Genomic DNA, 24077 nt, shown 5'->3' with positions numbered 1-24077 from the left:
CTCTTGTCAACAGTGATTTGAAATTTATTTTCAAATCGTCTTTTTCAAAAATGTTAAAAACTTTTGAAAAATCAGACTGTTGCGGTGCTGTTCGAGGTCTTACCCCGTGACAGCGAGGGCGTATTATACGCACGGAAGACCAAAGCACAACCCCTATTTTCACTTTTTTGTAAAAAAGTTTCAGAACGGCTGAAATAGAGCACCTGCAGGCAGGCTCAGAAACCAAAGAAGTGGTGCAAGGGAATAGGATAAGAAGAAAGAAGAAAGAAGAAAGAAGAAAGAAGAAAGAAGAAAGAAGAAAGAATAGCAAAACAAAACGCCAGCTTACGCTGGCGTTTTGTTTTGCTAGAGATAGGCAGCACTACCAAAATACTTCTATCGCTAATCGCCGCTACCCAATAGTCACACGGGCAAACTGTTTCTTACCGGCCTGACAGATATAGGTTTCGCCTTTCTTCAGCTTACAGCTTGCCTCTACAACCTCACCATCAACCTTAACGCTACCCGCTTTTAACATATCCCGCGCAGCATTAGAGTTTTTCACCAAACCGGCCTTATTAATAACAGCAGACACAGGCACTTCTTCCTGACCACCAAAGTCAACTGTGACCTCAGGTAGATCTTCAGGCAGCCCCCCCTCCTTCAGGCGGTTACCCGCACCTTTATGGGCATTCGCTGCAGCCTCTTCACCATGGAAGCGCGCCACCAGCTCACGAGCCAGATCCATTTTCACGTCACGAGGGTTAGCACCAGCCTCAACAGAAGCCTTCAGTTCTTCGATTTCACTCATTGGACGGAAGCTGAGCAGCTCAAAATAACGCCACATCAGAGAATCAGGCATGGAAACGATCTTACCGAACATTTCACCCGGCGCATCGTTAATCCCCACATAGTTGCCCAGAGACTTTGACATCTTCTGCACACCATCCAAACCTTCCAGAATCGGCACTGTGATACAGATCTGAGGCTCTTGACCCGCGCCCTTCTGCAGCTCACGTCCCATCAACAGGTTAAACTTCTGATCGGTACCACCCAGCTCAACATCCGCCTTCATGGCTACGGAGTCATAACCTTGTACCAACGGGTATAGGAACTCATGAATGGAGATCGACTGGTTGTTCTTATAACGCTTACTGAAATCATCACGCTCCAGCATACGCGCTACGGTCTGCTGCGCTGCCAGCTGAATCATTTCAGAGGCGTTCATTTGACTCATCCAGGTTGAGTTAAAGCATACTTCCGTTTTTTCTGGATCCAGAATCTTAAACACCTGTTCGGTATAAGTCTTCGCATTCTGCGCCACATCCTCCTCAGATAATGGCTTACGAGTCACATTTTTACCCGTTGGGTCACCAATACGACCAGTAAAGTCACCAATCAGAAACATCACATGATGGCCCAGTTCCTGAAAATGGCGCAATTTATTAATCAGGACCGTATGCCCCAAGTGCAAATCCGGCGCAGTAGGGTCAAAACCAGCCTTAATACGCAGCTTACGACCACTTTCAAGCTTTTTGACCAGCTCGTCTTCTACCAGAATTTCTTCAGTACCACGCTTGATCAGCGCCAGTGCTTCATCAACAGAAGTCATCAATTATTCCCGCTTTGTCCAGTACAATATTCAATCAATTGCTTTTCACCAATTGTATCTTGGAAAAAATAGCGTACATTATAGCATTCGCTAAGGTTTACCCAACGTTTTCAGGCATTAGTTTTGGTTTCACTTATGTTGTCACGAGTATCTAAAGTTAAGCACCACCTTATTTTGGCCATCCTCATAGGGCTAGGTCTCATAATTACACTGGTATCCAGCCAGGATGTATCCGCCAAACGGATTAATGTCCCGCTAGACCTATCCCTTGAAAGTAGCTCTCATTCACCATTACCCGAAAACAATGCCGATTGGCCACAGCTGAACAGTAACTGGCATTCTTATACGGTTAAACGCGGCGAAACATTATCAGCCCTGTTCTCCCGAGCTAACTTAAGCAACAATGATCTTTACTCATTGATCCATAGCCCTGATTTAACCACCAATCTTGCTCGCTTGATGCCTGGCCAACAACTGCACTTCCTACTGGACGATAATGGCAAGCTGAAAACCACTCGCTTTGATCACTCGATGACCAAAATGTCACTCTTTGAACGCCAGGATAATGGCAAATTTATTGAGAATATTTTACAACGCGAACCTGAAAAAGAACTGCGCTACTCCGAAGGCGTGATTAAAGATGCCTTTTTCAATGCAGGTAAAGATGCCAACCTGAGCCAACAGACCATTATGAATCTTGCCAACATCTTTGGCTGGGATATCGACTTCACGCTGGATATGCGACCAGGTGATAGCTTTAAGGTGCTGTATTATGAAGAATTACTGGATGGCAGTTACTATCGCGATGGAGACATTCTAGCGGCTGAGTTTACCAACCAAGGTACAACATACCGAGCAGTACGCTACACAGATAAGGAAGGCAACACCGACTACTACTCAGAAGATGGTCGAAGTATGCGCAAACAGTTCCTACGCTCGCCTATGGACTTTGCCCGTATCAGCTCTCACTTCACGACCCGTCGCTACCACCCAGTACTGCACAAATTTCGTTCGCACAAGGGCACAGATTATGCCGCTCGCCGAGGTACTCCAATTAAAGCCACCGGCTCTGGTAAAGTGGTTTCAGCTAAAGTAAGCCGCAGTTATGGAAAGTATGTAGTTATTCAGCATGGCAGTCGCTATACCACTTTGTACGCTCATATGAATGGTTTTGCCAAAGGCATCCGTTCCGGCGCTAAAGTACGCCAGGGCCAAACTATCGGTTATGTTGGCAGCACAGGGCTGGCTTCTGGCCCACATCTGCACTACGAATTCCGCGTAAACGGCATTCATAAAAACCCTGTAACCGTTAAACTGCCTGCGGCAGAGCCTATTGCAGCCAAAGAACGTGAACGCTTTGAGCAATATGCCAGTAACCTTCTGAGCAATTTCGGGACACAAGGCAACGTACAAATTGCTGCGGTAAAGAACAGCCAATGAGTCAGCTGTATATCGGCCTAATGTCTGGCACCAGCGCAGACGGTGTTGATGCCATTCTGGCCGAAATCGATCAATCAGGCAGCTTCAAACTATTAGACTGCCTGGCAACACCTTACCCGGATAGATTCCGCGATAAACTTCTTGCCTTGGCACTGTCACAGCAGATATCTCGCACATCATTAGGAGAGCTGAGCTATCAACTGGGTGAACAATTCAGCAATGCCTGCCTGCAATTGCTACAACGCAACCAACTGAGTTCTGCAGATATTTGCGCCATTGGCAGCCACGGTCATACCATTGATCACGCTCCTGACAGTGAAACACCTTATAGCATACAGATTGGCAATCATAGCTTAGTTGCCGAACGTACAGGGGTCACTACAGTCGCAGATTTCCGCAGCAGAGATATTGCAGCCGGTGGGCAAGGTGCACCTTTAGTGCCGGCATTTCATCAATGGTTGTTTCAACAGGCACCAGATCAATCTGCTATTATTAATATCGGCGGTATTAGCAATATCACGGCGCTTGAAAATGTTGACTCTAAAGGCTATGACTGCGGTCCAGGTAACTGTCTACTAGACAGCTGGCATCAGCGCCACAGTGGTGAAAGCTATGATAAGGATGGTATTAGCGCACGACAGGGCGCCGTTGTGCAGTCGTTACTGAAACTATGCCTCAACGACCCCTATTTCCAGCAACCCGCCCCCAAGAGCACTGGAAGAGAATATTTCAATCTGGACTGGCTGGAGGCTAAGCTTGAGCAAATTGATAAGATTGACCAAGTCAACTGGCAGGATATCGGCCGCACGCTTCTGGAGCTAACAGCGCAATGTATTTTAGATTGCGCCAGACACGAACAACGCCGGCAGCTTTACCTCTGCGGTGGAGGCTATCATAACAGCCTATTGGTCGAACGGATAACAGCGTTGGCTTCAACACACCACATAGATGTTGATAGCACATTAAGCCTGGGGCTCGATGTTGACTGGGTGGAGGCTTCCGCCTTTGCCTGGCTTGCCCGTCAAACAGTATTAAGCTTACCCGGCAATTTGCCCTCTGCTACAGGTGCCAAGGGCCCCAGAGTCTTAGGTGCAATCTATCCAGCCTGATACTCACTACTGATCAGGTATTAATACAACGGATAATAAAAAGACAGCCTTAGCTGTCTTTTTATTACTCGATAGGAATGCACTGAGTAGGCAAAATACTAGACGGTAAAGGAGGAACCACAACCGCAAGTGGTAGTAGCATTTGGATTTTTCACCAGGAACTGAGCCCCCTGTAAACCCTCCTGATAATCCACTGTAGACCCCACAAGATACTGATAGCTCATGCTATCAACCACCATTTTTACACCATTATTCTCAATAACCGCATCATCATCCTGAGAAGACTCATCAAAATCGAAGCCATACTGAAAACCAGAACAGCCACCACCTGTAACATACACACGCAGTTTTAATTCAGGATTTTGCTCAGACTCCACAAGTTCACGTACCTTATTGGCCGCAGCATCAGTGAGAATCATAGGTTGTGGTGTAAACACATCCGCCGTCATTACTTGCTCCAGTTGTTATGCCCAAATAGCATTGCTAGCCGCCATTATCCGCTTAACCCACTAAAACAGTCAACTTATAAAGAGTTATAAAAATAGCCCTAAGGCTTAGCATCACCCGCTGCTTTAGCTTTGGCTTTTTCCTGCACCCCTTTAGCAGGCAGTTCCTTTACGTTACTTACAGGCTCTTCAACATGCAGGATAGGTTTTTCTTGAGTCACATGCTTCGGCATTTCAGGACGCTCATCACTTTTACCGCGATAGCGATGTTGTAAAGCGCCACTGACCTGAGACCCCATCACCATCTCAATCATGTTATAAAAAACATCACCTTCAACAGATGCTTTAGCAGCTAACTCTAGATGCTCACAGGAGTGGATATCACCGGTCACTTTACCGTTAACAATCACATGAGGAGCCGAGATTTCACCTACAACAACCCCCTTCTCACTGATACGTATCACAGCGTTAGAATCATCCTCAGCAATGATATTGCCAAAGATCTTACCATCCACATGTAAACCACCACTAAAATGCAAGTCACCTACAATCTCAGCCTTACCTGAAATCAAAGTATCAAAGTGATGAGTACTTGGCTTACTATTACTTCCAAACATTGTTAAACGGCCTCCTGAACCGACCATTCATAATTTTTTTCCACTCGCATCGCCTTTCGGCCTGTCGATTGCAGAATGACTTCAATTTTCTCTGGCTTGAATCCCTTTGGCAGCACCATTTCCCCTGTCACATTCTGGAAGAAGCGAAAACGGAAGCGGACTCCCAAATCTTTTACATCATCCGAAAGATCTCTTAATGGTAATGCACGACGGGTATTGCCCTGAGTTCCAATTACGCTGACCAAAGCCCTGCCTTCAATAAAGCTTTTATTATCGGCCTGCTGCGTCAGTACCAGCTTGAAGTCAAAACGATTCGGATCCAATGTTTTACCGATCGTCCAGCTTTCAACCCGCAACCCCTGATCTTCAGATTCAGTAGGAGACATCACTCTTTTATAAAAAGTGACTTCATTCTCCAGCTGAGCGATACGCGCATTTAATTCTGTGATAGTACGACGAACTTCCGCATAGGTTTTCTGATCTATCTCATTACCCCGCGTCAGAACAGCAACTTTTTGCCGTAAATCTTCATTTTCTCGCTCAAACTCTGCTTGAGAGATACGTAACTCATCCCGCTCAATCACGGCGGCACGACGTTCCTCCCACCCTTGATATTGGCCATAACCATATCCAGCCAACACCATAGCCGTTAAAAACACCACAACCCCAGCACGTATCAAGAAACGCTGCCAGGGACTGTAGGAGATAATCTCTAACTGTTCCTGTTTACTTCCTTTGACGTTCGCCATTCCTGGTAACTCTACTTATTCACACTTGTTATGGCATCAGGGCGACTTGGTTTAATCCCATATTCTCCTCAAGATCAAACATCAGATTCATATTCTGGATTGCCTGACCTGATGCCCCTTTTACCAGATTATCAATCACTGATAGTACCACAACCCGGGAGCTGTTCTGTGGGCGATGTACCGCTATACGACAAACATTCACCCCCCGCACACTTCGAGTCGCAGGGTGAGAACCCGCTGGCATAACATCAACAAACGGCTCATTGGCATAACGCTGCTCAAACAGTGCCTGCAGGTCCGCTTCCTGTTGGCCATTTAACTGGCTATAAACCGTAGCATGGATACCACGAATCATCGGGGTCAGGTGTGGCACAAACGTTAAATCAACGTCATGACCCGCTGCATCTTTTAAACCCTGTTCAATTTCAGGCTCATGGCGATGTCCGGCAACAGCATAGGCCATCATGGACTCACTCGTCTCACATAATAGAGAACCGACTTTTGCACCGCGTCCCGCCCCGCTCACACCTGACTTACAATCGGCAATAATACCTTGTGTATCAATTAGCCCTGCTTCAAGCAGCGGAATTGTAGCTAACTGAACCGCTGTTGGGTAACAACCGGGAGCTGCAATCAAACGAGCCGAACGAATTCTTTCACGATTCACTTCCGGTAAGCCGTATACGGCTTCGCCCAGGAGTTCCGGGGCACCATGAGGCTGCCCATACCACTTAGCCCAAAGCTCGGCATCACGGATACGAAAATCAGCAGATAAATCGATGACTCTACCACCTTTATCCAGAATCTCCCCTGCAAGACTATGTGCTACGCCATGAGGAGTGGCAAAAAATACAACATCACAGGCTGCTAACTGATCTGCATCCGGTACCGAAAAACGAAGATCATAGTGACCACGCAGATTGGGATACATATCCGCAACCGCGACACCGGCTTCCGATCGCGAGGTAATAACCTCGACCTGAGCCTCAGGGTGTTGAGCCAGTAAACGTAATAACTCAACTCCGGTATATCCTGTTCCGCCAACAATGCCGACTTTAATCACTTGTGCTCTCCGTTCTAACCTCTTGAATCGAATCTCGGTATAATACACAAAACTTAAACCTTATGTATCAGTGACCCGCCAATCAAGGATGCTCAATTGCCTAAGCAAAGACAGATACGGCCCCCTCTGATCAGCCTGCGTTACTTCCGTGAACGTCTGGCACATCTGGATGCATTACCTCAACTGGCACTATTAGGTTTAATTACCGGTCTGATGACTGGAGCCTTGATGGTGCTTTTTCTTAGCTGTTTAAATTACCTTAGCCAAACCTTACTCGGCAGCGACTGGGAAGACTACGAGCATATGCCTCTGGCTATACGCCTATGTGCCCCTCTGATCGGCTGCCTACTGATTTTTCTTCTTTTGACCTTTGTACCCAAGCAATGGCGTGCACAAGGGATTGGTCATGTCATAGAGCGCTTCTCTTTTAACCAAGGCCGCCTACCCTGGCAAAATGGCCTGCATCAGTTTTTTTCCGCTACGATTGCCCTTTCCTGTGGTTTATCGGCAGGTCGTGAAGGCCCTGCGGTTCATATGGGTGCCTGTGTCAGTAGCTGGCTGGGCCAGAAGTTTCGTTTGCCCAATAACTGCCTGCGTATTTTAGTCGGCTGTGGTTCAGCTGCCGCTATCGGTGCCTCATTTAATACGCCCATTGCCGGGGTGATCTTTGCCATGGAAGTCATTATGGCAGAGTACACCGTGGTCGGTTTTACACCGATTATTCTGGCCTCTGTCAGCGGTACCGCATTAAGCCAGTGGTTGTTGGGGCAGCCCATTCTGTTTCACTCTGCCCCGGATCAACTCTCTTCTTTGATTGAACTGCCCTGGGTTGCTGCCAGCGGTATTTTGATTGGCTGCGTCGCCGCACTTTTCTTACTGCTATGTCGCCACTTCAATCGCTTACAACGCTATCCACTGTGGCTACGGGTACTGACAATTGCCCTGTTAACGGCAGGTGCAGGCTTCTATCTGCCGGTATTAATGGGGACGGGCTATGACCTGGTCAACCTATCCTTTGCTGGTGAAATAAGCCTGACCCTGCTGTTAGTTCTGGCCGCAGGCAAATTGCTGCTGACCGGAATAACCTTTGGCCTGGGCATTCCCATTGGCATTATTGGCCCCATGTTGGTAATTGGTGGTTTACTGGGAGCGGCAACAGGACATATCGGTACGTTTTTCGGTGACCAATTGGTGGATGAGGCCACCTCACCAATCAGCGTATACGCTATGATTGGAATGGCTGCTATGATGGGAGCATCCCTACAGGCACCACTGGCAGCCTTAATGGCACTATTAGAGCTGACCAATAACCCCCATATTATTATGCCCGGTATGTTAGCAGTGATTTCTGCCACCCTGGCCTGCCGCCACTGGGTGCCGGATAATCCAGCGATTTTCCACCATATGCTGGCGATGAGAGGCCTGGATGTCAGCCATCCACCTTTAGCTCAAGCCATGAGCCGTATCGGAGTGACTTCGGTAATGGAACAGGACTTTCTCAGCAGCCTGAATCAAGTCACTATCCAAGAAGCTTGTGCCTTGATTGAACGTAAACCCCAGTGGTTATTGATTACAGATCAATCCGGTGATACGAAAACCTTGATGCCTGCGGCAGAGCTGGCTAATCATCTCTACTTATTACAGCAGGACGATAAGCCGATTCCCGATACTCTACTGTTATCAGAAATTCCCGCAGAAGATCGACTGACCGTTGGTCCGATTGATGATCATTTAACGCTAACTGAGGCTTATATCCGTATCGCCGATATTCGCGAGGATGCACTCTATATCATCAATGAGCACCAGCAGCCCATTGGAATACTGACTAACGGTATGATCGAACGCTATTACACCTGATTGCCCGCGCAGCAGGCTAAGCTGCCTATTTTGAACGTTTCAACACTTTATGGAGTCAACATGGATTATTTATGGCTGAAGGCCTTCCACATTATGGCCATCGTAACCTGGTTCAGCGGTCTGTTTTACCTACCCCGCTTGTATGTGTATCACGCTGACACTCAGGATCAAGCCGGTGATGAACGTTTTAAGATTATGGAACGCAAGCTGTATCGCGGTATCACCACCCCTTCGATGATTGCGGTCATATTACTGGGCATCGCACTACTGAGCCTCAACTTCAGCCACTATATGTCACAACCCTGGATGCACGCTAAACTGCTACTGGTAGGCCTGTTAGTTATTTACCATTTTGCCTGTGGTTATCATCTAAAGCAGTTTGCCAATAACAACAACCAGCGCAGTCATGTTTACTTCCGCATATTTAATGAGTTACCGGTATTTACCCTGATCGGTATCATTATTCTGGCTGTGGTCAAACCCTTTAGCGGTTAACCCTAGAGTGCAACAGGAGTCGTTATGCCTGATTCAACGGAACACAAACCGGCAGTTACCCTCGTACTGGCGGGACACGACCCGTCCGGCGGCGCGGGCATCCATGCGGATATTGAGAGTATCCGCTCTCTGGGCGGTTATGCCGCCACCGTGATTACCGCCACCACCTGCCAGGACACCCGCAATGTCCAGAGCATCCACCCAGTGAACGCCAATGACCTGATTGCTCAGGCGCGGGCGATTTTGGATGATATGCCGGTTGCCGCGATTAAGATTGGCTTGCTGGCCAGTATCGAAAATATCGAAGCGATCCATACTCTGCTTACCGACTATTCCCATCTGCCCGTGGTGTTAGATCCTATCCTGCGCGCCGGTGGTGGTAAGCCTTTAAGCAGCGAAGCCATGGTCGATGCCATTTGTACTCTACTGCTGCCCTATACCACAGTAATAACACCCAATACTCAGGAGCTGGTACAACTGAGTCCTACCGCCGATTCGGACAGTGCACGCTGCCAGCATCTGATTGAACAAGGCTGTCGCTATGTCATGGTAACGGGTGCTCATGCCGATACTCAGGATGTCACTAACACCCTGTACGGTTCTCACGGCGAGATCCAGCGTAAGTCCTGGCCAAGATTACCCGGTGAATATCACGGCAGCGGCTGTACCTTTGCCTCGGCCTGCGCCGCCTTTTTGGCTCAAGGTGCCGATATTTGCAATGCGGTCGAGATGGCACAAAAGTTTACCTGGAGCAGCCTGGAACAAGCCTATCAATTAGGTCACGGCCAATACCTGCCTAATCGTTTTTTCTGGAGTAAAACGTGAGTTCAAACTCATCAAAGATCTACGCCATCACCGATTCTCAACTGATGCCAGGCGAGCTATTGCTGGAAAAGTCAGCTTTAGCCCTAAAAGCAGGCCTGGCTTTTTTACAGTACCGCCGTAAGGGCGGTACAGATGAAGAACGTCAGCAGGAAGCGACACAGCTGCTTAAGCTATGTCGTCAATATCAAACACCGCTGATTATCAATGATGATCTGGCGTTAGCTTTGGCCGTTGATGCCGATGGTGTTCATTTGGGTCAGCAGGATGGCTCTATTGCCGATGCGCGCCAGCAGCTTGGTCCGAATAAGATTATCGGTGCCACCTGTCATGACTCTCTGGAACTGGCGCAACAAGCGATCAATGAAGGTACCAGCTATATCGCTTTTGGTCGCTTTTTCCCCTCAAATACCAAACCCAATGCCAAGCCCGCATCACTGAATCTGTTGGCTCAGGCCAAACTGAGCTTTGATTGTCCGATTGTTGCCATTGGCGGCATCAACCACGACAATGCCGGACAGGTGATTACTGCCGGTGCGGACTACGTTGCCGTGGTGCACAGTCTGTTTGCTGGGGATCAACCGGATCTGCAAGTTAGTCGTATGCAGCAGACTCTGAACAAGGTAGAGTCCGCATAAGCAGTAAATTAACGTTATTTGATAAGCACTCACACAAAAGTTTCTCTTTAGCCAATAGCGTTATTCTTCAGCTATTGGCCGAAAAATATCGAAGCACTTTTGTGTAAGTGTGTACGTTTCCAAGAAAGATACATAGGAAATCCAATGTCCACGTCAGAACAGTTATTTAACCAGGCTCAGGCCGTTATCCCTGGTGGTGTAAACTCTCCGGTACGTGCCTTCAAGAGTGTTGGAGGTACTCCGGTATTTATTAAGCGTGCCAAAGGCGCTTACCTCTATGACGAGGACGACAAGCAATATATCGATTATGTAGGCTCCTGGGGCCCTATGATCACAGGTCACGCCAACCCGGTAGTCCTGCAAGCGGTGAAAGATCGTCTGGATGACGGCATGAGCTTTGGTGCGCCTACCGCCATCGAAACCACCATGGCCGAGCGCATCTGTGAACTGATGCCCAATATCGAAATGGTGCGCATGGTGAACTCAGGCACCGAAGCCACCATGAGTGCTATCCGTCTGGCCCGTGGTTATACTGGCCGTGATAAGATCGTTAAATTTGAAGGTTGTTACCACGGTCACTCCGACTCCCTGCTGGTAAAAGCCGGTTCCGGTGCCCTGACCTTTGGTGAGCCTAATTCACCGGGTGTGCCTGCTGCACTGGCGGAACACACCATCACCTTGACCTACAACGATATCGACAATGTACGTGAGTGCTTCCGTCAGATCGGTGATCAGATCGCCTGTATTATCGTTGAGCCCGTAGCCGGTAATATGAACTGCATTCCACCGATACCTGGTTTCCTGGAGTGCCTGCGTGAAGTGTGTGACGAATTCGGTTCTGTACTGATTTTTGATGAAGTGATGACCGGTTTCCGCGTGGCTCTGGGCGGTGCTCAGCAACACTTTAATATCAAACCGGATCTGACCACTCTGGGTAAGATCATCGGTGGCGGTATGCCAGTCGGTGCTTTCGGTGGTAAGAAAGAGATTATGTCTCATATCTCACCACTGGGCCCTGTTTATCAGGCCGGTACCCTGTCTGGTAACCCACTGGCGATGGCCGCAGGCCTGGCACTGCTGGATACCATTAGCCAGCCTAACTTCCATCAAGAACTGAGCGCTAAGGTCGATAAACTGTGTACAGGCCTTGAAGAAGCGGCGAAAGAAGCTGGTGTACCTTTTATCACCCAGAATGTGGGCGGTATGTTCGGTATCTTCTTTACCGATAAGCCTGCTGTAAACGGTTTTGCCGAAGTGATGAACTGTAATCTGGATCAGTTTAACCAGTTCTTCCACGCTATGCTGGAAGAGGGTGTTTACCTGGCACCAGCATCTTACGAAGCGGGTTTTGTCTCTTCTGTGCACACCGATGAAGATATTGAAAACACGCTGGCAGCAGCCCGTAAGGCTTTTGCCAAACTGAGCTAAGACCTTTAAAAAACTAAGATAGCAAAACAAGCGCTCAAAGTGATGCCAGGTTGATAAGCACAGGTTTATAGACCGACCTTTGAGCCTTTGATCTTAGTGATAGGCTTGATCATAGTGATATGATGGTGACTCAGTAATCGCTTAGTGCAAAACCTGACCTGACAGGTTCTGCACTGACGTCATAAGAATCGACGAAACACCATAAGAATCAACAGGAGTACGCCTGTGAGCCAGACGCTGATTAATGCGCTGCAGAACCCGGCCCTTTATGACCATCCGGTAACGGAATTTAAGCTCTACCAGACCCATATTTCCTGGGTACTGTTGACCGGAGAGTACGCTTACAAGATCAAAAAACCGATGGATTTTGGTTTTCTGAACTTCACCACCCTGGAGCAGCGCCAGCACTTCTGTCAGCAGGAGTTGAAGCTCAACCAACGTCTGGCACCAGAGATCTATCTGGACGTACTGCCAATTTCCGGTTCTGAAGATGCTCCTCTGCTGGGTGATGACAGCGCTCCATTTGAATACGCCATCAAGGTAAAACAGTTTGATAATGATCAGCTGTTAAGCGCCTTACAAGCCAATGGCAGCCTGACCCAGGAACATATGGATGGCCTGGCACAACAGATCGCCAGCTTCCACGCCGATATCGCTAAAGCCGATGACAGCACCCTACTGGGCGATCCTGCTGAAGTATTAGCACCAGCGCAGCAAAACTTTGACCAGATCAAAGAGATGCTGAACGATAAAGCGGCTCTAAACCAACTGGCTCAGCTGGAAGGTTGGATGCAAGATACCTTTACCCGCTTGGAACCGCTGTTTGCCCAGCGTAAACAGAATGGCATGGTGCGTGAGTGTCACGGTGATATTCATCTGGGCAATGCCGTCGTCATTGATGACAAGGTCACCCTATTTGATGGCATCGAGTTTAATGACGAGTTCCGCTGGATTGATGTAATCAGTGATGTAGCTTTCCTGGTGATGGACCTGGAAGCCCATGCCGAAGATAAACTGGCCCGCCACTTTATCAACCTGTACCTGGAGTTGACCGGCGATTACGAAGGCCTGCAACTGCTGAGCTTCTATAAGAGCTATCGTGCCATGGTCCGTGCCAAAGTGACTCGTTTTATGCTCGCCGATCCAAATATTGATGACGCAGCTCGTAACAATCTGGAAGCGGACTACCAGCGTTATATCGATCTGGCCGAATCCTACACCATGTTCGAGCAGCCGTTTATGCTGATTACACACGGTGTATCGGGTTCTGGTAAAAGCTCTATCAGTCGTGCAGTAATCAAAGATCTGGGTGTAATTCGCATCCGCTCCGATGTAGAACGCAAACGTCTGTTTGGCCTGGATGCCAATGATAGAAGCCATTCCGATCTGGATGCGGGTATTTATACCCCAGAGGCGACAGAGCAAACCTATCAGCGCCTGATTGAGCTGGCCGATGGTATTATTCACTCTGCCACACCGGTCATTGTGGATGCCACCAACCTGAAACGCTGGCAACGTGATGCCCTGCGTGAAAAAGCAGAGCAACTGGCTGTACCGGCACTGACACTGTCTTTTACCGCCAGCGAGGAAACTTTGCGCCGCCGGGTGAAGAAACGTCATATTAAAGGCGCTGATGCTTCCGAAGCAGATCTTGGAGTACTGGAGAAACAACTGCAGCAGCAAGAGATAATCACGGAAGAGGAAAGCCACTATACTGTAGTCATCAATACCGATGAAGATAATGCCACACAGAATCTGCTAAATAGCATCCGTCGTCACTTAGGACTGACATAACATTTCTGGCATATTCGGGCGGCTATACTGATATTAAGTGTCGACTCAAGGGCCTCGTATGATGAGCCTTTCTTATCAGAAAAGTTCTGACTAGACTCTATATCAGTAATAAAGCCGCTACTACGGAACTTTCCTGGGAGGGATCAGCCATGACTCAAGCGCAAACACCCAAAATTCTACAAGACCCTTTGTATCAGCTACTTAGGGATGAAAATATTGAAGATTTTAACACTGCTCGCTCAGCCGGTGGGGCGATTGATTTAAGAAGTGGTGATTTTAGAGGCCTGGACCTACGTGGCCTGGATGCTCATGGGCTGGATCTGAGCAATGCTTATTTCCGAGGTGCCGATCTGCGGGGAATAGACTTCAGCCATACCCGCCTTGAAGGTGCAAGCCTGGCCGGTGCTAATATTTCAGGCTGTTATTTCCCAAAGGAGTTATCTGCCGACGAGTTATTGTTATCCCTGAACCACGGCACCCGTATGCGCTATAACACCCCATAAAAACATCATAGCCAAATAAAGAGATGACTACCGGGAAAGAAGGCTTCTGTCATCTCCTTGTCACAGATGCTATAGATAATGCAGGTGTCCGAACAGGGGTTATCTAGTGTTCGAGGTTAGGAAACTAACCGGATTTCAGCCGCTTGCGTTTGCAAGCGGCTTTTTTATTGCCAATCGATTACCACCAGAGCCACCTGTAAGGCCAGTGCAAAACCGCAAGAAAACCGATAAGCCGCTGTCATCTTCCAGGTCTAGAATAGACTTGGATGAATCTCTCTCAGCGGGGAGGATATTATGTATATACTTTGCTCCCTTGATGCTATTGAACCCAATAGCAGCAAAGGTTTTCAGAGCCCTCTGGGGCCCATCTTTGCCGTAAAGAAAAAAAAGAAAGTTTTTCTCTACGCCAACGAGTGTCCGCATATGGGAATCAATCTGGAGTGGGTGCCAGACCAGTTTCTGGATAGCAGCAAACAGTTGATTCAATGCGCACTGCACGGGGCACAATTTTTGATCAAAACTGGGGAATGTATTTACGGCCCCTGTAAGGGCAAGGCATTACGCCCCATCCCTTACGAGATCAATAATAATAACGAGATCTGCCTGCACATTACCACTGAGACTCAGGTAGAAGCGTAAGCGCCTGATCCAACCGGGCATAATTGATATCCAGTTGTGCCCGGTATGCCAATACCTCAACGCCTGCCGCCATCGCTTCTGATAGCGCCTGAGTATAAGTTGGATCGATATGGCGAGCCGGGCTAACCTGTTCAATCCCCGTGTGGTTAACACAAAACAGCAATACTGCACGGTGCCCCTGTTGAACCATCTCCTGCAATTCACGCAGATGTTTTTGCCCACGCTGACTGACGGCATCAGGGAAAAATCCAGCGCCCTCACCTCTATCTTCTTCCAGCAAGGTAACGCTTTTCACTTCCACGTAACACTGCTGATCAGTATGACTGAGTAGAAAATCGATCCGACTGTTTTCCGAGCCGTATTTCACCTCAGGTCGAATAGAGTCATAACCCTGCAGCTCCTCAATCCAGCCTTCCTGCAGGGCCTCATACACCAGCTTATTAGCCTGGGCGGTATTAACACAGATACGGTGACCATCCGGGGTTTCGGTCAACTCCCAGCTACAGGGGTATTTACGTTTCGGATTACCGGAATCGGAGTACCATACCCGCCAACCTTCCTGCATACAGTTACGCATGGAACCGGTATTGGGGCAATGCAGAGTGATCTCGGAACCATCTTCAAGCAGTACATCCGCCATAAAACGCTTGTAACGTCGAATCAGAGTGGCTGGTTTTAATTCAGAAACCCACTGCATCACTCGCTCCCATGTTCTTATCTAGCTTCTTTATCCTACTACTTAAAAAGCCAAGCTTCTTACAAGCCAAGTCAGTCGCCGTGCTAGAAAAAATTAACCACGCTGGATAAAACGGGCAATACGTTCAATGGCTCGTTCCAGCTGCACCAGATCGGTAGCATAAGCAAAACGTACCGTGCTGCGCGCTCCCTCAATGCCAAAATCCAAACCTGGCGTAGCCGCAACTGCTTCCTGCTCCAGCAGATCCTGACACCATTGATAGCTATCATCGGTCAGATGATCAACACCAGCATAGATATAAAACGCCCCTTCCGGTGTGACCGGAATCGACATCCCCAGATCACGTAGCGCCGGTAACAAATAGTCACGACGACGGGCAAACTCGGCTCGACGCTCTTCCAAAATGGCGATGGTTTCCGGTTGGAAAGCGGCCAGTGCGGCGTATTGCGATGGTGTGGTCGCAGACAGGAAGATATTTTGCGCCAGCTTATCCAACTCAGGCACCGCACACTCAGGTGCGACTAACCAACCCAGCCGCCAGCCGGTCATACCAAAGTATTTTGAGAAGCTATTAATCACAAAAGTATCGTCGTTTACCGACAGTGCAGTCAGCGCATCAACACCATAAGTCAGCCCCTGATAGATCTCATCAACAATCAGCGCACCATTACGCTCGGCAACTGCCTGACTGATCGCTTGTAAAGCACTCTCATCCACTAAAGTGCCGGTAGGGTTGGATGGCGTCGCCAACATCGCGGCCCGGGTGTTTTCAGCCCAGTGCTGTTCAATATGTTGAGCCGTCAGCTGAAACTGACTCTCCGCCCCCACAGGAATCAACTTGGGTTCACCGCTAAACAGGCGCATAAAGTTGCGGTTACAAGGATAAGTGGGGTCGGCCATCAAAACCTGATCACCTGGGTTCACCAACAAAGCCGCCAGTAACAATAACGCCCCAGATGCACCTGGCGTCACGATAACACGCTTTGGATCAACGCTGACGCCATAGGCCGTTTGATAGTGACCGGCAATGGCCTCTCGCAGTTCCGGCAAACCTGCCGCTGGAGTATATTGCGTCAGACCTTTTGCCAAAGCATCCTGTCCTGCAGCAACAATGGGCGCTGCAGTGGGGAAATCCGGCTCCCCAACTTCCATATGTATTACATCCCTACCCTCAGCCTGTAACTGACGGGCTCGGGATAAAAGCTGCATCACATGAAAAGGGGCAACTTCGGCAACCCTGTCTGCCCATTTGAAATTAGATAGAGACATAAACTACCCCAACTCGGCTTTCTAGTAACAATTTCTGTACATAATAGGGAAAAGCCCGCGTTTATGCACCTTCGCCCCATTTTTTGAAACAGCTGAAGGGAAAAATATGTTCTATAATTTACTCTTCAAGTTGCATTCTGAACGCTTTTCCGATAAATAAGCAAAGCTTTCAAAAACGCAGAGGTTGTTCTGCGTTGTGAGGGTGCCACTAATGGACGAGAAATCGGCAGGCATCCCCCAGGTATCCAATAACACTAATATGGGGCAGTCATATGCCAGACAATGCAACCAACAATGATTCATTCACACCGTATAACCTCGTTGACGGCGAGGAGTACATGAATGATAAGCAGCTTGAGCATTTTCGCCAGATTCTTCTGCAATGGAAACAGGATCTGATGGAAGAGGTTGACCGTACAGTGCAACATCTTCAGGAAGATGCAAACAACTTTGCTGACCCCGCTGACCGAGCCACTCAGGAAGAAGAATTCAGCCTAGAACTGCGTACACGTGACCGTGAGCGCAAACTGATCAAAAAGATCAATGAAGCATTAGACGATATTGATAACGAAGACTACGGCTACTGTGAGTCCTGTGGTATTGAAATCGGCATTCGTCGCTTAGAAGCACGCCCTACAGCCACTCTGTGTGCAGACTGTAAAACGCTGGCTGAAATCAAAGAGCGTCAGATTGGCGGTTAACTCTCTTATTCAATAATCGGGGCAAGCTTTCCTTGCCCCGTTATTGCATCACTCTACCTATGCCTCTCATTTCTACAGCTCATGCAATGCCTTCAACACCGACAACGTACATAACCGAGCAACGTTATATCGGTCGTTTTGCACCGACACCTTCTGGTCCTCTTCATTTTGGTTCTCTGGTCGCCGCATTAGCCAGTTATCTGGATGCTAAAGCACACGACGGCCTGTGGCTATTGCGTATCGAAGATATCGATCCGCCACGTGAACAACCCGGCTCCAGCACACAAATCCTGCAAACTCTGGACGACTTTGATCTGCATTGGGATGGTGAGGTGTTTTACCAGAGCCAGCAAAACGAACGCTATCAGGCCTGTGTTGATTGGCTGCTACAGCAAGGCCTGGCCTATTACTGCCAGTGCAGCCGCAAACAGCTCAAAGGTCATCCCGTTTATCCCAACTGGTGCAGAGTAAAACCACCCGAACGTACAACCGATTGCGCCGTGCGTATCCGGACTCAGGGCCAGTTCAGTATTGAAGATCGTATCCAGGGTACTTGCTCCTGGCAGATGGACGAACTGGGTGATTTTATTATTCAGCGCCGGGATAAACTCTTTGCTTATCAGCTGGCCGTGGTACTGGACGATGCCGAACAGGGCGTCAACCAGATCGTGCGCGGTTACGATATTCTGGAAAGCACGCCACGACAGTTACAGCTGATCGATTATCTTAAATTGCCAAAGCCTGAGTATGCCCATATCCCTGTAATTACCAATCCCACGGGGCAGAAGCTAAGCAAACAAAATCTGGCCCCTGGAATTGCACCCGAAGATCGGCGTCAATTGTTGCTACGGGCATTACAGGCGTTAGGCCTGATTTCTGACATAGCGTTAGAAAAAAATATACTTACCGCCACTTATATTGAGCTGTTACAGTGGGCGATCCAGCAGTGGCAGATCTCCCGTGTTCCAGGCTGTGCCGATATTCCTGAAGCGAGCCTGCACGCTACTGCCGACTCGCTTTAATCTGAAGACATCGTGTATACGATTGATTGCATAACACGTAATTTCACAACACACTCAATTCAGCAGGGTCATCACTGACCGTGTAAGGCATTTCAATGTATATCTACCGCCTGATCCTTTTTCTGGTATTTGCCGGTTATCTGTTTTCCCCCGTATTAATGGACTGGTGGGGCGACAGTAACGGCAGCTGGTATCGTCCTTATCTGGTATGGGCCGCACTGATCGGCATCTCCGTCTGGCTGGAACAAAAGAGAAAACTTGATGAACTTTAGCTTTAGTCTGGGACAGATTTTCGCCATCGGTGTCGGCTACCTGTTAGTTCTGTTCTTATGCGCCTATGCCACCGAACGTCGCTGGCTACCCAGGAAACTGACCCGCCACCCGGTTGTCTACGTATTATCCCTGGGTGTCTATGCCAGTGCCTGGGCGGTATACGGCTCCGTTGGACTGGCTAATCAGCACGGCTACGGCTTTTTATCCTATTATCTCGGTGTCGCCGGAGCCTTTGTTTTAGCTCCCGTCTTACTGATCCCGATTCTGCGTATCACCCGGACCTATCAGCTATCGTCTCTGGCGGATCTGTTTGCCTTTCGCTTTCGCAGCCGCTGGATCGGTAGTTTAGTGACTGTCTTTATGTTGATGGGGGCGATGCCCTTGTTAGCACTGCAGATCCAGGCGGTTGCCGATTCCATCTATATTCTGACCAACGAAGCCTCACCCCATACCCTGGCGTTAGCCTTCTGTCTGGTGATCACCACCTTTGCTATTCTGTTTGGCGCCAGACATACCTCGCTGCGGGAAAAGCATGAAAGCCTCGTAGTTGCTATCGCCTTTGAATCCATTATCAAACTGATTCTGATGTTGCTGATTGGTGGCTATGCCCTGTTTGAGGTGTTTGATGGTTTTCAGGGTTTAGAAATCTGGCTACAGGATCACAGCGATCAACTCCAGGCCCTACAGCAGCCACTAGAGGCAGGGCAATGGCGCACCATGTTACTGCTGTTTTTTGCAGCCGCAGTCGCCATGCCTCATATGTTCCATATCATCTTTACCGAGAACCAATCCACCGAGGTGCTGTATCGTGCCACCTGGGCATTGCCTTTATACCTGTTACTGCTCAGTTTACCGGTGCCGCTGATTTTATGGGCTGGTATGGCAGAGGGGGTTAGCCTACAACCGGAATATATGATTCTGGGTATCGGTCAGGAAGCGACCCATGGTTTGATCGGCATTCTGGTCTTTGTCGCCGGTCTGTCTGCTGCCAGCGGGACTATTATCCTCGTCACACTAGCCCTGGCTGCAATGACCCTGAACCACCTGGTACTGGCGGCCTATCAACCCGGAGCCAAATTTGATATCTACAACTGGCTGCTGTGGTTCCGTCGCCTGTTGATCGGTACCATTATTATTGCCGCGTATCTGTTTTATCTCACGCTGGGCGTCAAACACGATCTGGCCAGCCTGGGACTGACCTCTTTTGTCGGTATTCTGCAGTTTCTGCCCGGTATTCTGGCCGTGCTTTACTGGCCCACGGCCAACCGTATCGGCTTGATTGCCGGTCTATGCACCGGTATCGGTATCTGGATCTTTGGCCAGGTGATTCCTCTACTCTATAACCTGGATCAGATCGCTGTTCCCGCCACCAATCTGGTGTTTCAGTCCGGCAGTGATGGCTGGTATCAGGTGGCACTGACCTCTGTGACCGCCAATATTGTCGTCTTTATTTTTACGTCTCTGTTTATTCAGCCCAGTGAAGATGAAAAAGAGGGTGCCAGTGCCTGCTCAGTCGATGCCATGTCCAGGCCTCATCGCTTACAACTACAAGCCCGCACCTGTCAGGACTTTGTTGGCTTCCTGGCTGTACCTCTGGGCCAGAACACTGCACAACGGGAAGTAGACAGTGCGCTGCGTAGTCTGAAGCTTAGTCCAGATGATGGCAGGCCTTATGCTCTGCGCCGATTAAGAGACCGCATTCAGGCTAATCTCTCCGGTTTGATGGGGCCAGCCATTGCTCAGGAGATTGTTGATCAGTATCTACCCTATCAGGCCGGTAACAGTCAAAGTCACTCGGAAGACATTCACTTTGTGGAAACCCGATTAGAGAACTATCGGTCTCAGCTCACAGGATTAGCTAAAGAGCTGGATAGCTTACGCCGTTACCACCGACAAACCTTGGAATATCTGCCTATCGGTGTTTGCTCCCTAGGTAATGATCGGGAGATTCTGATGTGGAACCACGCGATGGAGGAACTCACCGCCATCAGCAGCAAGGAAGTGATCGGTTCCCGCTTTGATGCCCTGCCTCAGCCGTGGCAGAACCTGCTGGGCGAATTTATCCAACAACAAGAGCAGGCCCATCTATTTCAGAAAGTTATCCAGGATAATGGCCAACCCCGTTGGTTCTCCCTGCATAAGGCTCATATTGAAGAGCCCTTGTCCCATATGGATGGTTCCGTGATTCTGCTGGAAGATCATACCGATACCCAACAGCTGGAAGAGGAATTGGTACACAGCGAACGCTTGGCCAGCATCGGTCGTCTGGCTGCGGGAGTGGCTCATGAGATCGGCAACCCTATTACGGGCATATCCTCCCTGGTACAGAACTTAAAGTATGAAACCGACAACCCCGAGGTGATCGAAGAAACCGCCGAACAGATTCTGGAACTCACCAAACGGGTGAGTCGCATCGTGCACTCCCTGGTGAGTTTTGCCCATGCTGGTCGTCATACCGGTCAGGATCAGCAGGAGCCGATGCATATCTGCGCGGCGATAAATGAGGCCGTGAGTCTCGTATCGCTGAGCTCAAAGGGCAAAGATATTGAGTTTCTCAACCAGTGTTCATCTCATATTCAGGTGATTGGCGATATTCAGAAGTTGATTCAGGTATTTGTTAATCTATTAAGTAACGCAAGGGATGCCTCAGAAGCCGGAGATAGTGTTACTATAACTGCCACCCTTTTGGAGAACACAGTAACAGTATCTGTTACTGATCGTGGCTGTGGTATCCCTGAGGCCCAGCTAGAACATATTTTTGAGCCCTTCTTCACCACTAAAGAGCCCGGAGAAGGGACCGGTCTGGGACTGGCACTGGTCTATAGTATTGTTGAAGAACACTATGGCCAGATACACATCGTCAGCCCCGCCGACCGGATGCAAGGTCGAGGAACCCAGGTCAATATAACCCTGCCTCTTCACCATGCTGAAGCCAAAAGCGAATCTGCGTGGACGTGATAATGACCAAGATACTGGTAGTAGAAGACGAAGATATTATTCGTACGGCGCTTAAACGCCTGCTGGAACGCAATGACTTTCAGGTCAGCGAAGCCGCTTCAGTGGATGAAGCACTGGAACGTTACAAGCTGAAAGAGTTTGATCTGATAATCTCGGATCTGCGTTTACCCAAAACGCCAGGCACCGATCTGATCAAATTGGCAGAAGGTATTCCGGTCCTGATTATGACCAGCTACGCAAGCCTGCGTTCTGCGGTGGACTCCATGAAGATGGGCGCGGTGGACTATATCGCCAAACCCTTTGATCATGATGAAATGCTGGAAGCGGTTAATCGCATTCTTACCCTGCACGCCAATAAGTCACCTCATAGAGAAACGGAGGCCAGTGGCAGAGAAGAAGACAGTGATGAACCCGGCACCATGGGCATGATCGGCCACTGTGCTGCCATGCAGATGGTTTATCAGCGCATCCGCAAAGTGGCCCCCACGGATGCGACGGTTCTGATTCAGGGCGAATCAGGTACCGGTAAAGAGCTGGTAGCCAAAGCGATTCATAACCAGAGTCGACGTAAGAATGCTCCGCTGATCTCGGTCAACTGTGCCGCAATTCCCGAAACCCTCATCGAGTCCGAGCTGTTTGGTTACGAAAAAGGCGCCTTTACCGGTGCTAATACCAATCGTAGCGGTCTGGTCGAAGCCGCCGATGGTGGCACCCTGTTTCTGGATGAAATTGGTGAGCTACCACTGGAAGCTCAGGCCCGGTTATTAAGGGTGCTGCAGGAAGGTGAGATCCGCCGTATCGGTTCCGTGCAATCAAAAAAGGTCAATGTGCGTCTGGTTGCAGCGACACACCGCAATCTGAAAAAGCTATCCAGGGAAGGCGACTTCCGTCTCGATCTCTATTACCGACTTAATGTAATGGAGATAGGTCTGCCTGCATTAAGAGAGCGCGGTGATGATATTCTGGAAATTGCCGAGTTTCTCCTCTCCCTTGCTTGTGAACGTATGGAGCGCAACAATCTGCGTTTCTCAAAGCATGCCAGCGAAACGATCAGCAAATACGATTGGCCTGGCAACGTGCGTGAACTGGAAAATGCCGTCGAGCGCGGCGTAATTCTGGCTGAAGGTAACCTGATTCATTTGGACGATATGGGTATTGAACTGCCAACTCAGGCTCCAAGCCGGCCTGCACCCGGTACTCAATCGGCATTACCTTCTATCGGTGTACCCCAGCGCTCTCCTGTGAGTAACGCACGTAATGATGGAACTAAAGCACCGGATGACTTGTCTTTAGAAGACTATTTCCAACATTTTGTGCTGGAACACCAAGATCAGATGAGCGAAACCGAACTGGCACAGAAACTGGGCATCAGCCGTAAGTGTCTATGGGAGCGTCGTCAGCGCCTGGGCATCCCCCGACGTAAGAGCAACCAGAAAAAAAGTGGTTGAGTTCACATTTCTGAACAATACTTGGTAACACTTGGTAAAAATACCGAGTGTTACCGTAACACCCAGCATCTCCCTAAAAAGATTGTTTCATAGGTAACAACCTGTCAAAACAAAAGTCCAGCCCCATCAAACAATACATGCAACCCATTGTTTTTAAACGAATTTAGAAAAGCTGGCACATCAAGTGCAATTACTATGATCAGAACAACAAGAACGACGGTTAACGTTCACGCCGAACAAAAACAACAAACGGCAAAAAACTCTTAAACAGACTTGATCAACAAAAATAATAAGAGTCTGAAAAACGCGGCAAGCGACATGGGAAAAATAAAAACAAAGCCCGGTACAATGCCAAACCTGAAACAACAATAACAAATCAGGTCAAAAAAGATTAACCGTAGCGAACTAACTGTAGTACCTAACACTTGTAACAAAAACAACAAAACAGGTCACAAAGGTACTTGCCTGAAAATAAAAACAACAGCGGGCAGAAAAAACATCATTGGATAATTGTTTTG

General features: G+C 48.8%; 22 protein-coding genes. 15 read left to right on the top strand and 7 right to left on the bottom strand.

What is annotated here, in order from left to right; all coding sequences use genetic code 11:
• Nucleotides 1-391 precede the first annotated feature (391 nt).
• A complete protein-coding gene (tyrS, locus tag H579_RS0104095; RefSeq protein ID WP_028299630.1) occupies nucleotides 392-1591 on the bottom strand; it encodes a tyrosine--tRNA ligase in 1200 nt (399 codons plus the stop codon).
• 135 nt (nucleotides 1592-1726) lie between these two features.
• On the opposite strand from tyrS, the gene H579_RS24130 reads away from it, so the two are divergent.
• Nucleotides 1727-3031, top strand: a complete 1305-nt coding sequence (locus H579_RS24130; protein ID WP_036565247.1) for an OapA family protein — start codon at nucleotides 1727-1729, stop codon at nucleotides 3029-3031.
• The gene (locus H579_RS0104085) at nucleotides 3028-4140 is read left to right on the top strand and encodes an anhydro-N-acetylmuramic acid kinase (protein ID WP_028299629.1); all 1113 of its coding nucleotides are present in this window, start codon (nucleotides 3028-3030) and stop codon (nucleotides 4138-4140) included. Before H579_RS24130 ends, H579_RS0104085 begins: the two co-directional genes overlap by 4 nt.
• A gap of 98 nt (nucleotides 4141-4238) precedes the next feature.
• On the opposite strand, the gene erpA is transcribed toward H579_RS0104085, so the two are convergent.
• From erpA to argC, 4 genes are all read right to left on the bottom strand, one after another.
• A complete protein-coding gene (gene erpA / locus H579_RS0104080) occupies nucleotides 4239-4589 on the bottom strand; it encodes an iron-sulfur cluster insertion protein ErpA (protein ID WP_028299628.1) in 351 nt (116 codons plus the stop codon).
• Nucleotides 4590-4687: 98 nt separating this feature from the next.
• On the bottom strand, nucleotides 4688-5203 hold the full coding sequence (locus H579_RS24125; RefSeq protein ID WP_084623906.1) for a bactofilin family protein: 516 nt from the start codon (nucleotides 5201-5203) through the stop codon (nucleotides 4688-4690).
• A gap of 2 nt (nucleotides 5204-5205) precedes the next feature.
• Nucleotides 5206-5952: a DUF6776 family protein gene (locus H579_RS0104070; protein WP_051227284.1), complete on the bottom strand. Its 747-nt coding sequence runs from the start codon at nucleotides 5950-5952 to the stop codon at nucleotides 5206-5208.
• Between the two features lie 28 nt (nucleotides 5953-5980).
• Nucleotides 5981-7015, bottom strand: coding sequence for an N-acetyl-gamma-glutamyl-phosphate reductase (gene argC / locus H579_RS0104065; RefSeq protein ID WP_028299626.1), 1035 nt, complete (start codon nucleotides 7013-7015; stop codon nucleotides 5981-5983).
• A gap of 96 nt (nucleotides 7016-7111) precedes the next feature.
• Here argC and H579_RS0104060 point away from each other — a divergent pair, with 96 nt between their 5' ends.
• From H579_RS0104060 to H579_RS0104025, 8 genes are all read left to right on the top strand, one after another.
• Nucleotides 7112-8872 (top strand): chloride channel protein, encoded by a 1761-nt coding sequence (locus H579_RS0104060; protein WP_051227283.1) that lies wholly within the window; start codon nucleotides 7112-7114, stop codon nucleotides 8870-8872.
• Between the two features lie 60 nt (nucleotides 8873-8932).
• A complete protein-coding gene (gene hemJ, locus H579_RS0104055) occupies nucleotides 8933-9367 on the top strand; it encodes a protoporphyrinogen oxidase HemJ (RefSeq protein ID WP_028299624.1) in 435 nt (144 codons plus the stop codon).
• Nucleotides 9368-9391: 24 nt separating this feature from the next.
• Nucleotides 9392-10192, top strand: coding sequence for a bifunctional hydroxymethylpyrimidine kinase/phosphomethylpyrimidine kinase (gene thiD, locus H579_RS0104050; protein WP_028299623.1), 801 nt, complete (start codon nucleotides 9392-9394; stop codon nucleotides 10190-10192).
• Nucleotides 10189-10827, top strand: a complete 639-nt coding sequence (thiE, locus tag H579_RS24120) for a thiamine phosphate synthase (protein ID WP_245583205.1) — start codon at nucleotides 10189-10191, stop codon at nucleotides 10825-10827. Before thiD ends, thiE begins: the two co-directional genes overlap by 4 nt.
• A 144-nt stretch (nucleotides 10828-10971) precedes the next feature.
• The gene (hemL, locus tag H579_RS0104040) at nucleotides 10972-12255 is read left to right on the top strand and encodes a glutamate-1-semialdehyde 2,1-aminomutase (protein WP_028299622.1); all 1284 of its coding nucleotides are present in this window, start codon (nucleotides 10972-10974) and stop codon (nucleotides 12253-12255) included.
• 225 nt (nucleotides 12256-12480) lie between these two features.
• Nucleotides 12481-14049: a bifunctional aminoglycoside phosphotransferase/ATP-binding protein gene (locus H579_RS0104035; RefSeq protein WP_028299621.1), complete on the top strand. Its 1569-nt coding sequence runs from the start codon at nucleotides 12481-12483 to the stop codon at nucleotides 14047-14049.
• A 149-nt stretch (nucleotides 14050-14198) separates the two neighbouring features.
• Nucleotides 14199-14552: a pentapeptide repeat-containing protein gene (locus H579_RS0104030; RefSeq protein ID WP_028299620.1), complete on the top strand. Its 354-nt coding sequence runs from the start codon at nucleotides 14199-14201 to the stop codon at nucleotides 14550-14552.
• Nucleotides 14553-14846: 294 nt separating this feature from the next.
• Nucleotides 14847-15191 (top strand): Rieske (2Fe-2S) protein, encoded by a 345-nt coding sequence (locus H579_RS0104025; RefSeq protein WP_028299619.1) that lies wholly within the window; start codon nucleotides 14847-14849, stop codon nucleotides 15189-15191.
• Here H579_RS0104025 and sfsA read toward each other — a convergent pair.
• Nucleotides 15163-15888 (bottom strand): DNA/RNA nuclease SfsA, encoded by a 726-nt coding sequence (sfsA, locus tag H579_RS0104020; RefSeq protein ID WP_028299618.1) that lies wholly within the window; start codon nucleotides 15886-15888, stop codon nucleotides 15163-15165. The two genes, H579_RS0104025 and sfsA, sit on opposite strands and share 29 nt — an antisense overlap.
• A 93-nt stretch (nucleotides 15889-15981) precedes the next feature.
• A complete protein-coding gene (locus tag H579_RS0104015; protein ID WP_028299617.1) occupies nucleotides 15982-17157 on the bottom strand; it encodes a pyridoxal phosphate-dependent aminotransferase in 1176 nt (391 codons plus the stop codon).
• A gap of 272 nt (nucleotides 17158-17429) precedes the next feature.
• On the opposite strand from H579_RS0104015, the gene dksA reads away from it, so the two are divergent.
• From dksA to H579_RS0103990, 5 genes are all read left to right on the top strand, one after another.
• On the top strand, nucleotides 17430-17858 hold the full coding sequence (gene dksA, locus H579_RS0104010) for an RNA polymerase-binding protein DksA (RefSeq protein ID WP_028299616.1): 429 nt from the start codon (nucleotides 17430-17432) through the stop codon (nucleotides 17856-17858).
• Between the two features lie 59 nt (nucleotides 17859-17917).
• Entirely contained in the window at nucleotides 17918-18880 is a 963-nt protein-coding gene (gluQRS, locus tag H579_RS0104005; RefSeq protein ID WP_245583204.1) for a tRNA glutamyl-Q(34) synthetase GluQRS, read from the top strand.
• 95 nt (nucleotides 18881-18975) lie between these two features.
• Nucleotides 18976-19152 carry a hypothetical protein gene (locus H579_RS29300; RefSeq protein ID WP_028299614.1) on the top strand — a complete coding sequence of 59 codons (177 nt, stop codon included), beginning with the start codon at nucleotides 18976-18978 and terminating at the stop codon, nucleotides 19150-19152.
• Nucleotides 19142-22111: an ATP-binding protein gene (locus H579_RS0103995; protein ID WP_028299613.1), complete on the top strand. Its 2970-nt coding sequence runs from the start codon at nucleotides 19142-19144 to the stop codon at nucleotides 22109-22111. The genes H579_RS29300 and H579_RS0103995 overlap by 11 nt, the downstream gene beginning before the upstream one ends.
• A 2-nt stretch (nucleotides 22112-22113) precedes the next feature.
• Nucleotides 22114-23559, top strand: coding sequence for a sigma-54-dependent transcriptional regulator (locus tag H579_RS0103990; protein WP_028299612.1), 1446 nt, complete (start codon nucleotides 22114-22116; stop codon nucleotides 23557-23559).
• The last annotated feature ends 518 nt before the right edge of the window (nucleotides 23560-24077 follow it).

The sequence above is a fragment of the Oceanospirillum beijerinckii DSM 7166 genome, assembly GCF_000422425.1.
GTDB classification, from domain to species: domain Bacteria; phylum Pseudomonadota; class Gammaproteobacteria; order Pseudomonadales; family Halomonadaceae; genus Oceanospirillum; species Oceanospirillum beijerinckii.
Note: the sequence above shows the minus strand (reverse complement) of the source record. Positions and strands in the feature narration are given on the sequence as shown.

Bases quoted from the DNA above. Each gene is read 5' to 3' on its own strand.
- tyrS (WP_028299630.1), bottom strand. From the start codon at position 1,591: ATGACTTCTGTTGATGAAGCACTGGCGCTGATCAAGCGTGGTACTGAA.
- H579_RS24130 (WP_036565247.1), top strand. From the start codon at position 1,727: ATGTTGTCACGAGTATCTAAAGTTAAGCACCACCTTATTTTGGCCATC.
- H579_RS0104085 (WP_028299629.1), top strand. From the start codon at position 3,028: ATGAGTCAGCTGTATATCGGCCTAATGTCTGGCACCAGCGCAGACGGT.
- erpA (WP_028299628.1), bottom strand. From the start codon at position 4,589: ATGACGGCGGATGTGTTTACACCACAACCTATGATTCTCACTGATGCT.
- H579_RS24125 (WP_084623906.1), bottom strand. From the start codon at position 5,203: ATGTTTGGAAGTAATAGTAAGCCAAGTACTCATCACTTTGATACTTTG.
- H579_RS0104070 (WP_051227284.1), bottom strand. From the start codon at position 5,952: ATGGCGAACGTCAAAGGAAGTAAACAGGAACAGTTAGAGATTATCTCC.
- hemJ (WP_028299624.1), top strand. From the start codon at position 8,933: ATGGATTATTTATGGCTGAAGGCCTTCCACATTATGGCCATCGTAACC.
- thiD (WP_028299623.1), top strand. From the start codon at position 9,392: ATGCCTGATTCAACGGAACACAAACCGGCAGTTACCCTCGTACTGGCG.
- hemL (WP_028299622.1), top strand. From the start codon at position 10,972: ATGTCCACGTCAGAACAGTTATTTAACCAGGCTCAGGCCGTTATCCCT.
- H579_RS0104030 (WP_028299620.1), top strand. From the start codon at position 14,199: ATGACTCAAGCGCAAACACCCAAAATTCTACAAGACCCTTTGTATCAG.
- H579_RS0104025 (WP_028299619.1), top strand. From the start codon at position 14,847: ATGTATATACTTTGCTCCCTTGATGCTATTGAACCCAATAGCAGCAAA.
- sfsA (WP_028299618.1), bottom strand. From the start codon at position 15,888: ATGCAGTGGGTTTCTGAATTAAAACCAGCCACTCTGATTCGACGTTAC.
- H579_RS0104015 (WP_028299617.1), bottom strand. From the start codon at position 17,157: ATGTCTCTATCTAATTTCAAATGGGCAGACAGGGTTGCCGAAGTTGCC.
- dksA (WP_028299616.1), top strand. From the start codon at position 17,430: ATGCCAGACAATGCAACCAACAATGATTCATTCACACCGTATAACCTC.
- gluQRS (WP_245583204.1), top strand. From the start codon at position 17,918: ATGCCTCTCATTTCTACAGCTCATGCAATGCCTTCAACACCGACAACG.
- H579_RS29300 (WP_028299614.1), top strand. From the start codon at position 18,976: ATGTATATCTACCGCCTGATCCTTTTTCTGGTATTTGCCGGTTATCTG.
- H579_RS0103995 (WP_028299613.1), top strand. From the start codon at position 19,142: ATGAACTTTAGCTTTAGTCTGGGACAGATTTTCGCCATCGGTGTCGGC.
- H579_RS0103990 (WP_028299612.1), top strand. From the start codon at position 22,114: ATGACCAAGATACTGGTAGTAGAAGACGAAGATATTATTCGTACGGCG.